The following is a 14,819-nucleotide window of genomic DNA, read 5'->3' as shown; positions in this document are numbered from 1 at the left end:
CGCGTGGCGAGGTCGTGATGACCACCGCCGGGGATCTGATGGTGATCCGGCCGCGTCGGCTGGAGCTGCCGGTCTGGCTGATCGCGCTCGGCCTGGTGCTGCGGTGGCTGTGGCGGGGCCTGTGGTGGTGCCTCCGTCACCCGATCGCCGTCGGCCTGGCCGTGGCTGGGGTGAGCCTCTACCGCGAGTTCGGCCGGGCCGGCGTGATCGTGCCCGCGGTCCTGGCCGCTGCCGTGTCGGCGATATGGCGGTGGCGGCACGAGTCGTCCTGGTGGACCTGGTGCGCCGGCCCGATCCTCGGCCGGTTCCGTCAGCTGTTCGTCTACCGGCGGACCTGGCGTGAGGCCATGACCCTGTGCGGCCTGGCCAAGGTCTACGACCATCGCACGGTCCTGCCGGAGCTGCTGCGGGTCCGCTCGGATCAGGCACTCGACGTGCTGACCATCCGCATGGTCCGCGGCCAGACACCCGAGGAATTCCAGAAGGCAACGGCGAATCTCGCGTACGCCTTCGGCCGGCGACACGCCCGGGTCTACTCCGAACGCCCCGACGACCCGCCGATCCGGTCGGGCTACTGGGCGCTGGTCCTGGGCGCGGTGGACCGGCTGCGGTTCCGGGACCGGCCGTCGGTGGTCTACCTAGTGGTGGTCCGCACGGACGCGCTGCGCACCCTGGTCGACCCGTTCGACGTCCCGTCGGTACCCGACTTCACCGCGCTGCCCCTGGCTCGCCGGGAAGACCTGCGGCACTGGTGCCTGCACCTGCTCGCCACGCATGTACTCATCGGTGGCGCCACCCGCTCCGGTAAGGGCTCGGTGCTGTGGTCGCTGGTCCGCGTCCTCGCTGGCGGGATCTCCTCCGGGCTGGTGCGGCTCTGGGTGATCGACCCCAAGGGCGGCATGGAGTTCGCCATGGGTCGGCCGTTGTTTGCGCGGTTCGCCTGCAAGTCGTTCGAGGCCATGGCCGACCTGCTCGACGAGGCCGTCACCGTGATGCGGGAACGGCAAACCCGGCTTGCCGGCGCGGTGCGGGTCCACACTCCGACCCTGGCTGACCCCCTGGTCGTGGTCGTCATCGACGAGATGGCGGCACTGACCGCGTACCTCCAGGACGTCGACCTGCGCAAGCGCATCGCCGGATCCCTCGGGCTGCTGCTGTCGCAGGGTGCCGGCGTCGGCGTCCTGGTGGTGGCCGCGTTGCAGGACCCCCGCAAGGAGGTGCTGCCGTTCCGGGACCTGTTCCCAACCCGTATCGCGCTCGGCCTAACCGAAGCCGCTCAGGTCGACCTCGTGTTGGGCGACGGTGCCCGCAACCGGGGTGCCCTCGCCGACCAGATGCCCCGCTGGGCCAAGGGCGTCGGCTACGTGATCCTCGACGGCACGCCGGAACCGGCCCGGGTCCGCTTCTCCTACATCTCCGACGACCACATTCGGGAACTGGCCGCCGAGTACCCGGCGCCGGCCGACGCGGCGGACATCCTCGCCCAGGTGGGCCGGGAAACCGCCACCGAACCGACCCGGCCGCCTCTGCCCCGGCAGCGTCGCGGACCACTGCTGCCCGATGCGCTGTTGAACATTCTCGACCGGGACACCGACGGGGGTGAGCCGCGGTGACCGCACCGACCGACGGCCGAACCTTCTACCGGCTGCGTGCGCCCGGCACCGACGGCGGCACCAGCACGGCCGTGTCCGTGCGCGTCGACCCTGCCCGGCCCGACGCGTACCCGGTGTATCTCGCGGTCGGTGGCGGTCGGCGCCGCATGTACCTGACCCCCGATGAGGCGTGGGCGCTGTGGCGCTGCCTCTCCGAAGCGGTGGCCTCCCTCGGCGAGCCGCCCGACCACATCCGTACCCGCGTCGCCCCGGCCCGGAGGTAACCGATGTCCCTCAAGAGCTTCTTCCTCGGCACCCACCGCCTCAAGCCGCTGCACATCGAACTCAACGGCTCCCCGGACCGGCTCGCCGGTGCCCTGCACGGCCTGGCGCACATGGTCAACCGCCGCCGCGACCTCAACGGCCAACAGATCTGCATCACCCTGACCGTCCAAGACAACAGGGACGGCCGATGATCCGCGAACGGGCCGAGTCCGGCGTACGGGTGCTGATCCTGCTCGTCGTCGGCACCATGGCCGGCGCCGCCGCCTTTACCCACGTCCACGACCTGACCGTTGCCCACGGCCAGCCCAACTGGATCGGCTGGGCCAACGCCGTAGCCGTAGAGCTGATGGCCATCTACCTCGGCCTGGAGATCCGCGCCCGCCGCCGTGATGGTCGACCCGTCGGCCTGGTCGGCGTGCTCCTGATCGCGTTCGCGCTGCTCTCCCTCGCCGCCCAGGTCGCCGAAGCCGAACCGTCCGTCTGGGGCTGGATCGTCGCGGCGGTGCCGTCGCTGGCCTTTCTCGCCCTGGTGAAGGTCGTCCTGTCCAGCGAACCCGCCACCCCGCCGGCATCGCAGCCCGATCAGCCGCAGGGCGATTGGTACGACGAGCCGCAGCCGTTCGAACCCGCGCCGCCGGCTCCGGTGATGCCGCCGGCATCAGCCGCGGTGCTGCCTCCGATCAAGGCCGCCCAGCCCAACCGGCCCCAGGTCGTCGGGATCATCCGATGACGGCTCCAACCCTGCCCGGTCTCGAACCCGCCCCGACCCCGGTTGCTCCTCGGCCGGGGTCGCGGGCGGCTCGGATGGCGCTGCCCCGCTCGATCGACGTGCTCAAGGCCATCGCCATCGAGTACGGCGTCTGCGTCCGCCCGCTCGCCATGCGGCGGACCGACCTCGACACCGGCCTGACCGAAGTCATCGACCTGCCCTGCGGCGCGACCCGCGAGGACAAGTGCCCGCCGTGCGCCAAGAAGAACCGCCGGCTACGGCAGGCCCAGATCCGCGAGGGCTGGCACCGCGACGACGAACCACTACCGGGCCCAGAACCCGCGACAGAGGCGCAGAAGTCCCTGATCCTGTTCCGCGCACACCTGGAGTTCTCCCGCGATGAGGCCGTACGCGCCGCCCAGTGGGACCAGGTGACAGACCTCGACGAAGCTATCCGCGAGGTAGAGGAAGCCATCGCCGCTGAGGGCCTGCGCGGGCGCGTCGGGCCACCACACGCCACCGACGACGAGGACCAGGACGACGAGCCCGGCCAGCGACGCAAGCGTTCCACCAAGCGGCGCCAGGATGCCCCCGAACTGCCTCGGCGCAAGGTCGAGCGCCGCACCGTCGGCAGGACCTACACCGCCCCGGACGGCTCCACCTACCAACCGTCGATGTGGCTGACCCTCACCCTCGACTCGTATGGCCCGGTCCGCCACGACGGCACCCCCGTCAACCCCAACCGGTACGACTACCGCCGCGCCGCCTGGGACGCCGTGCACTTCCCCCGGCTGCTGGACCGGTTCTGGCAGAACCTCCGGCGGTGCGAGGGCTGGAACGTCCAGTACGCCGGCTGCGTCGAGCCGCAACGCCGACTCGCCCCGCACGCCCACTTCGCCATCCGGGGCACCATCCCTCGCGACGTGCTCCGCACCGTGGCGGCGGCGACCTATCACCAGGTGTGGTGGCCCTCGGTCGACGTCCAGCGCTACACCCTCGACCGGCTCCCGATCTGGGACGAGCAGGCGGCGACATGGGTCGACCCGGACACCCGCGAGTCGCTGGCCACCTGGACGGAAGCCCTCGACGCCATCGACGACGACCCGGACGCCGAACCGGTGCACGTCGTCCGCTTCGGCGCCCAGGTCGACGCCCGCGGCGTCATGCCCGGCACCGAGGACGCCGAACGGACCATCCGGTACGTCACGAAATACATCACCAAGCACACCGGCGACTGCCACAAGGCCACCACCGACCGGCAACGCAAGCACCTCGACCGGCTCTGGCAGCAACTCCAGCTGACCCCCTGCACCGACCGCTGCGCCAACTGGCTGCTCTACGGCGTCCAGCCCAAGAAGGCACACGCCAAGCTCAAGCCCGGCCGCTGCAAGGGCAAGGTCCACCAGCGCGACACTCTCGGCATCGGCGGCCGGCGCATCCTCATCTCCCGCGACTGGTCCGGCAAGACCCTCGCCGACCACAAACACGACGCGCGGGCCTGGGTCCGGGCACTGCTCGGCGTCACCACCGACGGCACGCAGCTCGTCGACGACCAGGGCGACACCACCGAACGGGTCCGGCACGCCTGGGAACTCGCCCGACCCGACGACCCCGATGTCGGCCCGATGACCCACCGGCTCATGCGGTCGATCAGCGAACGGGCCCGCTGGCGATCCGAACTGCTCGCCGCCAAGGATCGGGCCGCGCAGGAGCCTCCAGATCTCTCGGCAACTCAGCACAGCGCACAGCACGACGGGGAGGAAACGCAGTGAACGAGGAGTTGTTGACCGTGCCGGAAGTGCTCGCCGAGCTGCGCGTACCGCGCTCCACCTGGTTCTACTGGCGGCAGACCGGCAAGGGGCCACGGGTGATCAAGCTCCCGAACGGGCAGCTGCGGGTCCGCCGGTCGGCGCTCGGTCGGTGGCTCGGCGACCTGGAGCAGGACGCCGCATGAAGAGCTACGAGGTCCAGATCTGGGAGATCGCCAAACGCGCTGACCGGAAGGCTCGGCCCTGGCGGGTCCGCTGGGCGGTGAGCGGCCAGCGCTTCGAGGACATGTTCCGTACCAAGGCACTGGCGCACTCGTTCCGCGCCGAGCTGGTCCAGGCGGCCAACGCGGGGGAGCCCTTCGACCCGGCCACCGGCCGCCCGGTCTCCGAAGCCAGAACCAAGAACCCCACCACCTGGTACGCCCACAGCCGCGCGTACGTCGAGATGAAGTGGCCTCGGGCGGCGGCCAAGACTCGGCGGTCGATCGTCGAAGCACTGACCTCCATCACGGTCACCCTGACGCGCCCGGCCAAGCGGGGCCGACCGACTGACGCCCTGCTCCGTGAGGCGCTGTACCTCTATGGCCTCAACCCACGCCGCTGGTCCGACGAGATCCCCGGCGATCATGCGGCGGCGCTGGCCTGGCTCGAAACCGCGTCGGTCCCGGTCGTCGAGCTGGACTCGCCCGCGATGGTCCGCCGCGTCCTCGACAGCCTGTGCGTACGCCTCGACGGAAGGCCCGCGGCTGCCTCCACCGTCCAGCGCAAGCGGGCCACCTTCTACAACGTGCTCGGGTACGCCGTCGAGCTGGAGCTGATCGATTCCAACCCGGTCGACCGGGTCCAGTGGACCGCCCCCGAGGTGGCGCAGTCCATCGACCGGCGGGTGGTGGCGAACCCGGCCCAGGTCGCCACGCTGCTGGAGGCGGTGAAATCTCTCGGCAAACGCGCGGACAAGGTCACCGCGTTCTTCGGCTGCCTCTACTACGCGGGTATGCGTCCCTCGGAAGCCGCGGACCTTCGGCGGGAGGACTGCGACCTTGCCGGCCGGTGCGTCGACTGCGGGACCGACTTCGACGACCTGGCGGCGGTCAAGCCTTCCCGGTCCTGCGAGCACGAGAAGATCGAATATCGCTGGGGCCGCCTGGTGCTCGCCGGCACCTCGCCGCGCGCCGGCTCGCACTGGACTGATGATGGCGGCTCCCACGAGCGGCGCGGGCTCAAGCACCGGGGGAGGGCCGAGACTCGGACGGTCCCGATCCCGCCCCGGCTCGTCGAGCTGCTGTGCGCGCACGTCGACAACCACGGAGTCGGCCCGGACGGTCGGTTCTTCCGGGGTCTTCACGGTGGGCCGCTCTCCGAATCGGTCTACGACCGGTGGTGGAAGCTCGCCCGCGAGAAGGCGCTGACCGAATCGCAGGTCGGCTCGCCGCTCGTCCGTCGGCCCTACGACCTACGCCACGCGGCGGCATCACTCTGGCTGAATGCCGGCGTCCCGCCGACCGAGGTCGCCCGACGCCTGGGCCACGGCGTCGCCGTCCTGCTCCGCGTCTACGCCAACTGCATCGACGGCGGAGACGACACGATGAACGACAAGATCGGCGATGCGCTGGGATGAGGCCGTGGGTACTGGCCGCAGACGCCGTGCTGATCGTTGATGTGGACGGCGTGCGCTAGAAGGAGAGGGTGAAGTTGCCCGGATCAACGTACCTAAGCCGACCCGAAGTCCATGTCACGCTTGGTTCGGTCACAGCCACAGAGAGCCCAGTGCCAGAGCTGCGGCTCTGGGGCATCCGCCGGTCAATCGCTCTGGCAGTAGCGGTGGCGTTGCTGCTCGTCGGAGGGCTGATCGCAGCGGCGTTTTGGTACGCCGACTGGCCTGGCTTTAAGCGTGACGCAACCGTTACGGCGGCGACGCTATTTGATCTTTTGAAGCTTGTATTCGCAGTCGTGGCGGGTGTCGGGGGTGTCGCCGCCTTAGTGGTCGCCTACCGGCGGCAGCGAGTAGCGGAGCACACAAATGCGCTGGCTGAGTTCGCCCACCAACTGGCCCATGCCGCTGACCTCCGTGCCGAAGCGACCAGGGCCCTCGCTGAGGCGGCCGACGAACGGGCGAAGATCGAGACTGACCGGAACGGTGTCCGGCTATTCAACGAACGATTCGCTAAAGCATCCGAGCAACTTGGGTCAGAGAAGGCAGCCGTACGCCTAGCGGGCGTTTATGCCATGGCCGGTCTTGCTGATGATTGGCGGGAAGGGCGGCAAACCTGTATAGACGTCCTCTGCGCCTACCTTCGCATGCCCTACAGCCCTCCGCCGGATGCTTCAGAGGAGGGGCAGGCGCCAGCGGACGACGATGTGCCGATCGTGGATGCGGAGTCGGCCCGGTCCGCTCGGGAAGAGCGAGAGGTGCGCCATACCGTCATCCGTCTTGTCGGCAGGCATCTACGTCTTGCCGGAGATGATCCAACATCATGGCGCAACTACGACTTTGACTTCACCGGCGCCATGTTTGACGGCGGCGACTTTTCCGATGTGACGTTCAGCGGCGGTCGAGTGTCCTTCGCTGCAGCGACATTCGGCGGCGGAAGAGTGTCGTTCCGCAGGGCGATTTTCATTGGCGGGGAGGTGTCCTTTGCTGCAGCGACATTCAGTGGCGGGGAGGTGTCGTTCCGCGGTGCTACGTTCAGCGAAGGGGAGGTGTCGTTCCGCAGGGCGACGTTCAGTGGCGGACAAGTGATCTTCAGTCAGGCCGCCTTCAGCGGCGGGGAGGTTTCCTTCTTTAGGGCGGCATTCAGCGGCGGTCAGGTGTCCTTCTCCATGGCGGCGTTCACCGATGGAGAAGTGTCCTTCTTTGATGCGACGTTTAGCGCTGGAGTGGTGCGCTTTAGCCGGGGCAATTTCACTGGCGGGAAGGTGTCCTTCCTCATGGCCAAGTTCAAGGGAGGGAAAGTTTCGTTCCTGGCTGCGGCGTTCAGCGGCGGACACACTACCTTTCGGATGGCGAAGTTCAATGGTGGGGAGGTGCACTTCCGTCAAGCAAAGTTTACTGGCGGAGATGTCTCTTTTGACAACGCAACCTTCCACGTGCCGCCCAAGTTCAGCTATTGGCCCGCCGGGCGCCGGCCGGAGGGCTTGGTCCTGCCTGAAGAGTGAGTAGTCATGGCGTGGGCAGATGGTGGGCACTGGGGCGCAGAAGCGTCGGCCGGTGTCGAGAAGCCGCAGCTCAGCGGGAGTGCTTGGCGCGAGACCACAGACGCTCTGTAAATCCGTCGCGAAAGCTTCAGAGGTTCGAATCCTCTACCCGCCACCAGGTGCAGACACGGCCCCTGACCAGCAGAGATGCTGATCAGGGGCCGTTGTCGTTGATCTAGCGGAGTCCGGCTGAGTCCAGTCGTCGACAACTGGTTGTGGCAGATAGTGGGCGGGCAGATCGGTCTGGGCGCTCGACGAGCCGCGGCGGTCGACCTGCGCCGCCCGGCTCCGGTGATGCCGCCGGCATCAGCCACGGTGCTGCCTCTCGTCGGCGTCGTCCAGCACAACAGGCCCCAGGCCGTCGGGATCATCCGATGACGCCCCCGCCGCCGGCTGGCGGCTACCGGAACTCGTGTACGACCTCGATCAGCCCGACGATGTGAGCGTTGAACTCGTCCAGTTCCTCGGCCGGCACCCACAGCTCCAGAATGGTCTTTCCGCCTGCCTGGCGGACCGGGTAGCGGCTCAGGAAGTCCGACTCCACCCGGAAGCGGGTCACGTAGCCGACGCCCGACGCGGGCACGTTCCAGTCCCGGGCGATCATCACCGCGTAGTCCTCGTTCAGGACCGGGTAGAAGATCGGCTGATCCGGCAGGCGCGGCGGCCATGCCCGCCATCCGGACTCGCGGACGAGAGCCAGCTCGTTCGGCCCGGTTGGGCGCCACAGCACCGTCGTACCGTCATCGCTGTTCATGTCGACCTCGCCGTTCGGATTCTTGGTGAGCCCGGACAGTATCGGCGGGCCGGCACCCGAGACCACCGCATTCGACTCGCGCTCGGGGTGGGCCAATGACGGCTCCGACCCTGGCTGGCCTCCACCGGATCGCCCGGACTCGGCCGGGGCTCTGGGCGTAGTCCATCGATGCCTGTCGTGGTGAGTCATCCCGCCGACAGCTCTCCGAGGGGCTGCTATCGCCCTCGGCGTCGGCGTGTGGCTTGTCCGTCTAGGCCACTTGTGTCCAAGGCGTAAACGGGTATGGTGGTCGATGTATTTGGCTGCCCGGGGTGCGAGGCGGTCGGTCACGGGGAGTGATCACAAGCAACGAGCCAGGTGGTGCGCCGCAGCATGGGTGAAATGTGCTGATGGTCGTATCAAGCGCCGACCGAATTGCCTGACGCGCGGAACGGGCCCTGATCTGGCACTGCACGACACAGCGGGCTGTCCGAAGGGCGCGACCTAGTCAACGCTCGGACCGGTCCCGCACCGAGCGCTTCTCCGCATACGGGCCGTGTGGCACGATCGTGGAACCTCCACCATCCCTGTGACACTTCCCCGACAGGAGCAAAAATGTCTGGTCGAACGCTGGGCCGGCTGCTTGGCTCGTTCTTGGTGCTTTCCGCCCTCGCGGCCGGCGTCTTCGTCGGTGGCCCTTGGGACGGGTACATGCACACGGCGGACTTCATCTGGAACATGCCGGCACCCCACTGAGGAACACAATCTCGACGATGTAGACCAGCGGGGCGGTGAGGGGGCTTTGCATGGCGGGTAGCGGCCGCGCGGGCCCCCGCTCCACCGAGCGTGCCTGGCTCATCACCGGGCCAATGGCGCTGCTGGCCGTCGTCTGCTCCACAGTCGTCGGCCTGGTTGCTCCTGAGCCGTTCGGGGAATGGCCGCTCGCAGCCGCCCTGCTGGTCGGCATGGTGGCCGCAGGCCTTCCGGTGCTCAACTTCACCGTTCGCCGTCAGTCGATCGGGGTGACCCTCACCGAGATTCCGTTGGTGATGGCGTTCTACCTCGTCCGGCCACTGACGGTGGTCACCATCTACACCCTCGCGGCCGTCATCACGCACCTGCGGCATCGCTTCGGTGCGACGAAGTTCTGGTTCAACGTCGCTCGAGCCGCTGCCGGCTCGTCACTGGCGGTCCTGGTGCTGCAGGTCCTGCCGTCCGTGCAGGGTATCGGCCCCGGCACCTGGCTGATACTTTTCGTCGCGGCCAGCATGGTCAACGTGGTGAGCCTGCTCTCCGTGGCCGGAGTGCACACGCTCCTGCAGGGATGGCAGGTGGGCTGGGAGGCCATCCGACGGTGTCCGCCGGCACTGCTCACCGCTGCCATCAACATCGCCAGCGGTCTGGTCGTCCTCATTCTCATCGCGGTCACCTGGTGGTCGCTGCTGCTGTTGGCGGCCCTCGTCGTCGCCCTCTCCATCGTCTATCGCGCGTACGCGCAGTTCTTCCGACAGCACCGCACCCTCGCCGACATGTACGAGCTGAGTCGGGCGGTGGTCGAGAGCGGCCAGGACGGCACCCTGGCGGACGCGCTCCTGCTGCGGGTGCGCGCGCTGATGCAGGCGGAGTACGCCACGCTCTGGTTACCCGCTCAGGGCCGGCATCCGGAGGTGCTGCTGACTGCGCGCAATGACGATCCCGGTCTGCTCGACCTCGCCAAGACCCCGGCGGTCCTGCGGAAGCGGGCTCGCGACGAAGGTCGCGTCGTCGCGGTCGGGCGTGGCATGACCACCGACGCCGACCTGCGTGGCGAGTTGGCCGGGCAGAGGGTCAAGGACGTGATCGTGCTGCCACTGCGGTCTGGTCAGGTCATCATCGGCACCCTTGAGGTGGCCAACCGGCTCGGCGACAGCAACTACTTCGTTCGCAAGGACGTGCCGTTGTTCGAGACGGTGGCTGCGCACGCGGCCGTCGCCCTGGAAAACTCCCGGCTGGTAGACCGACTGCGACACGACGCGTACCACGATGCCTTGACGCGGCTGCCCAACCGGCGCCGAATCACCGGCGCGCTGGAAGAAGCGGTCAAGATCCGTGCGCCCGGTGAGGTGGTGGCGCTGCTGCTGTTCGACGTGGACGGGCTGCGGCAGGTCAACGAGTCGTTGGGCCACGCCGCGGGGGACAAGGTCCTGGCCGAGGTCGCCAACCGGTTGCGCGCCAATGCTCCGTCGTCGGCGCTGGTCGGCCGTGCGAGCGGCGACGAGTTCCTGGTGACGTTGCGGTTGGAGAGCGCCGAGGCGGCACTTGAGCTGGCCGGCCAGTTGCGTGAGCAGATCCGCGACGAGATGGTCTTCAACGCGCTCACCCTCGACGTCAACACCGCTGTCGGGGTGGCCGTACACCCGGATCACGGCAGCGACGCGGCGACCCTGCTGCTGCGGGTCGACCTCGCCGCCACCGCGGCCAAGTCGGTGCCGGGCAGCGTGCAGCTGTTCAATCCCGCGCTGGAGTCCCGTTCACTGCGCCGGTTGGGTCTGGCCGGCGATCTGCGCCGAGCACTGGACCAGAACGAGCTGGAGGTCTACTTCCAGCCCAAGGTGACTCTGCGGGACCGCCGCCTGGTGGGTGTGGAGTGTCTGGCCCGCTGGGAGCACCCGGCGCACGGCACCGTCGCGCCCGAGGACTTCGTGGCGGTGGCCGAGCACACCGGCCAGTTGAGCCGGCTCACCGAGGTGGTGCTCCGGGAGGGCCTTCGGCGCAGCCGGGACTGGGCGCTGGCCGACCAGCCGCTGCCCATCGCGGTCAACCTCTCGGCTCGTACGCTCATCGACCAGCACTTCCCGGACCGGGTCCAGGAGTTGTTGACCGAGTACGGGGTGCCGGCGCAGCGGCTCACCCTGGAGATCACCGAGTCGGGGGTGCTGGACGGCACGGACCGGCCGATCCCCACCCTGCAACGGCTGCGGGATCTCGGCGTACGGCTGTCGGTGGACGACTTCGGCACGGGTGACTCGTCCCTGGCGCACCTGCGCCGGCTGCCGGTGCACGAGGTGAAGGTGGACCGCTCCTTCGTGCAGGGCATGGCGACCGACCCGGGGGACCTGGCGATCGTCAACGCCGTGGTGACCCTTTCGCAGCAGTTCGGCCTGGCGGTGGTGGCCGAGGGCGTGGAGAGCGAGTTGACCCTGGAGCTTCTCCAGGACATCGGCTGTGAGATCGGGCAGGGCTTCCTGTTCAGCAGGCCACTGCCGTACGAGCGGTTGGCTGCCTGGTTCGGTGCCCAGGTCGAGCCGGAGACGGTCGCCAGCGGGGAGCTTCCGCGCCTGCGTGTCGTGCCCTGAGCAGGGCGCAAACGATCACCGGGGATCCGATTTCACCTGTCGAGCCGGGCCGTGTACTCTTACTCCTGCGCGCCCCACGGGGAGATCGCGCAGGCCCCCTTAGCTCAGTCGGCAGAGCGTCTCCATGGTAAGGAGAAGGTCTACGGTTCGATTCCGTAAGGGGGCTCGAGGGTTCAGCTGGACCCATCGCAGCGGTGTAGCTCAGATGGTAGAGCAAGCGGCTCATAATCGCTGTGTCGCCGGTTCAAGTCCGGCCACCGCTACTCTCGTCTTCCGGGCTCGTTGCCGGTGGTCGTAAGAAAATGGGCGCTTCTGGCGCCCACTTTGCATGTCCGCGCTGTCAGCGTCTAGGCTGGCGCGTCGTAGTTGTTTCCGTTAGCGAGGAAGGCACTCCGCCGTGGCGAAGGCTACCGATGTCCGGCCGAAGATCACTTTGGCGTGTGTGGAGTGCAAGGAGCGCAACTACATCACGCGCAAGAACCGGCGTAACGACCCCGACCGCATCGAGCTGAAGAAGTTCTGCCCGCGCGACGGTCGGCACACGGTCCACCGCGAGACCCGCTGACCCGGGGCCGGTTTCGCGCCGGCCGCTGTCGAAGCTTTCAATCGCCGATCTGACCGGTTTGGCGCGGCTCCGCCGCCGCCTGCCGACCAGATCGGCGATTGTGCTTTCCGTGTAGGTTCGCGGCATGTCTCTGGACCCTTCCTTCGTCGGCCGGACCTATCCGCCGACCGCCCCCTATCAGGTGGGCCGAGAAAAGATCCGTGAGTTCGCCAGCGCCATCGGCGCCACCGACCCGGCTCATCACGACCCGGAGGCCGCTCGGGCGCTGGGCCACTCCGACGTGGTGGCCCCGCCGACCTTCCCGGTGATCATCACGATGGCTGCGAGCAGCCAGATCATCGAGGACCCGGCCTTGGGCGTGGACTACAGCCGGGTGGTGCACGGCGACCAGCGGTTCGCGTACACCCGGCCGGTGGTCGCCGGCGACGAGCTGGTCTGCACCAACACCATCGAGGACGTCAGCACCCGGGGTGGGCACGGTTTCCTGACCACCCGCACCGACGTGAGCACCGTCGGCGGGGACCCGGTCGTGTCCGTCTGGGCCAAGTACGTCGTACGCGGGGAGGCCTGAGATGGAGTTGGCAGCACAGACGTTCCGGGTGACCCGCGCGGACCTGGTCCGCTACGCCGGCGCCTCGGGCGACTTCAACCCGATCCACTGGAGCGACCGGGTCGCCACCAAGGTGGGTCTGCCCGGGGTGATCGCCCATGGCATGTTCACCATGGCGCTGGTCGGCCGGGCCATCACCGAGTGGGCCGGGGCACCCGACGCGGTGGTCGAGTACAACGTCCGTTTCACCCGGCCCGTGGTCGTCCCCGACGACGACCAGGGGACCGAGATCGAGGTCACCGCGCGGGTCCGTGAGGTGACCGAGGACGGCCTGACCCGAATCGATGTGACAGCGGTCTGCGGGGGCGAGAAGGTGCTCTCACAGGCACGGGCGACCATCCGTTCGACCCGCTGAACTCTCCCCGCCACGCGTGGCGGGGAGACCGGTTGGGAAAGTCGGGTGGCTACCCGTACACTGGTCCGCCGTGGGGCAAGTGACCCCTGCTCGGTCGTCTGTGGCCGCGTGGGGCGAGTGTTGCCACATAGGGGTGTAGCTCAATTGGCAGAGCAGCGGTCTCCAAAACCGCAGGCTGCAGGTTCAAGTCCTGTCACCCCTGCGCCTCAGGCCTGACCGTTCCCGTGGGTCGCGCCGCCAGCTTGGCGGCGTCCGGCCCGTGGTGGTGGCATCGGCGGGGTGGTTCCGAGGCAATCGGGGCCCTCCGGATGATCCACCGGCCGCGGCCCGTCGCGGGACGGTTAGGCCCGGCCGGCGTGACCAGCGCCGCGTACGCCACTCGGCGTGCGACCCGAGATTCCGCGACGGAGGGCGAAGTGGCCGACAACAAGCGGCACGGCGAGGACGCCGGCGACGATCGTCTGGACGACGAGGTCGTCGACGACGTAGCCGACGACGACGCCTCCAGCGCGGACGAGCCGGTATCCCGGGGAGGCACCGCCACGCGGTCCCGCGCCCGGGCAGAGTCGGCAGACAGCCGGCCGACCACCCGGTCGGAAACGGGTCGGGTGGGCGTGTTCGGCCGCATCGCCCGGTTCTTCCGCGAGGTCGTAGCCGAACTGCGTAAGGTCATCTGGCCGACCCGCAAGGAGTTGCTGACCTACACCGCCGTGGTGGTGACGTTCGTCGCGGTCATGCTGACGATCGTCGGTGTGCTGGACTACGGCTTCGCCAAGGTCGTGCTGTTTGTCTTTGGCAACTCGGACTGACCGGCTGCCTCCAGCCGATAGTGACGGAAGTGAGCGAGCGTGCCTGAGTACGACGAGACCGCCGGACAGGTGGACGAGCAGTCCACGGTCGCGACGGCGGCTGGTGACGAGTCGGTTGAGGCCGCCAGCGAGCCGGAGTTCCCAACGACCGAGCCCGCACCGGACGAGGAGTTCGACGCAGTTGCCGAGCTGAGGCAGAAGCTGCGCTACGCGCCGGGTGACTGGTATGTGGTGCACTCTTACGCCGGCTACGAGAACAAGGTCAAGACCAACCTCGAGACCCGGATCACGAGCCTCGACATGGAGGACTTCATCTACCAGGTCGAGGTGCCGACCCGGGAAGAGGTCGAGGTCAAGAACGGTAAGCGTTCCCAGATCCAGGCCAAGGTCTTCCCGGGCTACATCCTGGTCCGGATGGAGCTGACCGCCGAGTCGTACTCCTGTGTCCGTAACACCCCGGGCGTGACCGGCTTCGTCGGCGCGACCGACCGGGCCGACCGGCCCGCCCCGCTCTCCCTCGACGAGGTGCTGAAGTGGCTGGCACCGGCCGTCGAGACCGAGCAGAAGAAGTCGAAGCCGGAGATCAAGGTCCTCGACTTCGAGGTGGGCGACTCCGTCACCGTCACCGACGGCGCGTTCGCATCGCTGCCGGCCACCATCAGCGAGATCAACGCCGACCAGCAGAAGCTCAAGGTGCTGGTGTCGATCTTCGGTCGCGAGACCCCGGTGGAGCTCAACTTCAACCAGGTCGCCAAGATCTGACTGGTCGTCGGCGGCGGGCCTGGCCCGCCGCCGACGTCGGCGTATGCCCTCCCGCTCGACCTCGGCGGACGAGTGGGCTGCGGCCTGCGCTACTCTTGAA

Annotated in this window: 16 protein-coding genes and 3 tRNA genes; 18 read left to right on the top strand and 1 reads right to left on the bottom strand. The window is 68.4% G+C overall.

The features are described 5' to 3' along the window. The first annotated feature begins 17 nt into the window (after positions 1–17). From KBX46_RS03710 to KBX46_RS03675, 8 genes are all read left to right on the top strand, one after another. Positions 18–1,613: an FtsK/SpoIIIE domain-containing protein gene (locus tag KBX46_RS03710; protein WP_210790878.1), complete on the top strand. Its 1,596-nt coding sequence runs from the start codon at positions 18–20 to the stop codon at positions 1,611–1,613. Continuing rightward, on the top strand, positions 1,610–1,876 hold the full coding sequence (locus KBX46_RS03705) for a hypothetical protein (RefSeq protein WP_210790875.1): 267 nt from the start codon (positions 1,610–1,612) through the stop codon (positions 1,874–1,876). Before KBX46_RS03710 ends, KBX46_RS03705 begins: the two co-directional genes overlap by 4 nt. Before the next feature lie 3 nt (positions 1,877–1,879). Then, entirely contained in the window at positions 1,880–2,068 is a 189-nt protein-coding gene (locus tag KBX46_RS03700; protein WP_210790873.1) for a hypothetical protein, read from the top strand. Next, the gene (locus tag KBX46_RS03695; RefSeq protein ID WP_210790872.1) at positions 2,065–2,607 is read left to right on the top strand and encodes a DUF2637 domain-containing protein; all 543 of its coding nucleotides are present in this window, start codon (positions 2,065–2,067) and stop codon (positions 2,605–2,607) included. The genes KBX46_RS03700 and KBX46_RS03695 overlap by 4 nt, the downstream gene beginning before the upstream one ends. Further along, entirely contained in the window at positions 2,604–4,358 is a 1,755-nt protein-coding gene (locus KBX46_RS03690) for a replication initiator (RefSeq protein ID WP_210790870.1), read from the top strand. Before KBX46_RS03695 ends, KBX46_RS03690 begins: the two co-directional genes overlap by 4 nt. Then, complete coding sequence (locus KBX46_RS03685) at positions 4,355–4,540, top strand: AlpA family transcriptional regulator (RefSeq protein WP_030329852.1); 186 nt, start codon at positions 4,355–4,357, stop codon at positions 4,538–4,540. Before KBX46_RS03690 ends, KBX46_RS03685 begins: the two co-directional genes overlap by 4 nt. After that, entirely contained in the window at positions 4,537–5,973 is a 1,437-nt protein-coding gene (locus KBX46_RS03680; protein ID WP_210790868.1) for a site-specific integrase, read from the top strand. The genes KBX46_RS03685 and KBX46_RS03680 overlap by 4 nt, the downstream gene beginning before the upstream one ends. Before the next feature lie 149 nt (positions 5,974–6,122). Beyond that, entirely contained in the window at positions 6,123–7,511 is a 1,389-nt protein-coding gene (locus KBX46_RS03675) for a pentapeptide repeat-containing protein (RefSeq protein ID WP_210790866.1), read from the top strand. 439 nt (positions 7,512–7,950) lie between these two features. Here the strand turns inward: KBX46_RS03675 and KBX46_RS03670 are convergent, their stop codons facing one another. After that, positions 7,951–8,304, bottom strand: coding sequence for a hypothetical protein (locus KBX46_RS03670; protein ID WP_088952028.1), 354 nt, complete (start codon positions 8,302–8,304; stop codon positions 7,951–7,953). 594 nt (positions 8,305–8,898) lie between these two features. Between KBX46_RS03670 and KBX46_RS03665 the strand changes: the two genes are divergently transcribed. From KBX46_RS03665 to nusG, 10 genes are all read left to right on the top strand, one after another. Then, positions 8,899–9,039, top strand: a complete 141-nt coding sequence (locus KBX46_RS03665) for a hypothetical protein (protein WP_157744079.1) — start codon at positions 8,899–8,901, stop codon at positions 9,037–9,039. A gap of 50 nt (positions 9,040–9,089) precedes the next feature. Next, on the top strand, positions 9,090–11,618 hold the full coding sequence (locus KBX46_RS03660; protein ID WP_210790864.1) for a bifunctional diguanylate cyclase/phosphodiesterase: 2,529 nt from the start codon (positions 9,090–9,092) through the stop codon (positions 11,616–11,618). A 93-nt stretch (positions 11,619–11,711) separates the two neighbouring features. After that, positions 11,712–11,784, top strand: a tRNA-Thr gene (locus KBX46_RS03655). 24 nt (positions 11,785–11,808) lie between these two features. After that, a tRNA-Met gene (locus tag KBX46_RS03650) sits at positions 11,809–11,881 on the top strand. Between the two features lie 134 nt (positions 11,882–12,015). Then, positions 12,016–12,183, top strand: a complete 168-nt coding sequence (gene rpmG / locus KBX46_RS03645) for a 50S ribosomal protein L33 (protein ID WP_007073056.1) — start codon at positions 12,016–12,018, stop codon at positions 12,181–12,183. A 124-nt stretch (positions 12,184–12,307) separates the two neighbouring features. After that, complete coding sequence (locus tag KBX46_RS03640) at positions 12,308–12,754, top strand: MaoC family dehydratase N-terminal domain-containing protein (RefSeq protein ID WP_088950251.1); 447 nt, start codon at positions 12,308–12,310, stop codon at positions 12,752–12,754. 1 nt (position 12,755) lies between these two features. After that, a complete protein-coding gene (locus KBX46_RS03635) occupies positions 12,756–13,148 on the top strand; it encodes a MaoC family dehydratase (protein WP_088950250.1) in 393 nt (130 codons plus the stop codon). Between the two features lie 129 nt (positions 13,149–13,277). Further along, positions 13,278–13,350, top strand: a tRNA-Trp gene (locus KBX46_RS03630). Between the two features lie 214 nt (positions 13,351–13,564). Continuing rightward, positions 13,565–13,957: a preprotein translocase subunit SecE gene (gene secE / locus KBX46_RS03625; RefSeq protein ID WP_088950249.1), complete on the top strand. Its 393-nt coding sequence runs from the start codon at positions 13,565–13,567 to the stop codon at positions 13,955–13,957. 39 nt (positions 13,958–13,996) lie between these two features. Then, positions 13,997–14,719, top strand: a complete 723-nt coding sequence (nusG, locus tag KBX46_RS03620) for a transcription termination/antitermination protein NusG (protein ID WP_088950248.1) — start codon at positions 13,997–13,999, stop codon at positions 14,717–14,719. Positions 14,720–14,819: the final 100 nt, after the last annotated feature.

This window comes from Micromonospora sp. C81, from assembly GCF_018070425.1.
GTDB classification, from domain to species: domain Bacteria; phylum Actinomycetota; class Actinomycetes; order Mycobacteriales; family Micromonosporaceae; genus Micromonospora; species Micromonospora zamorensis.
Note: the sequence above shows the minus strand (reverse complement) of the source record. Positions and strands in the feature narration are given on the sequence as shown.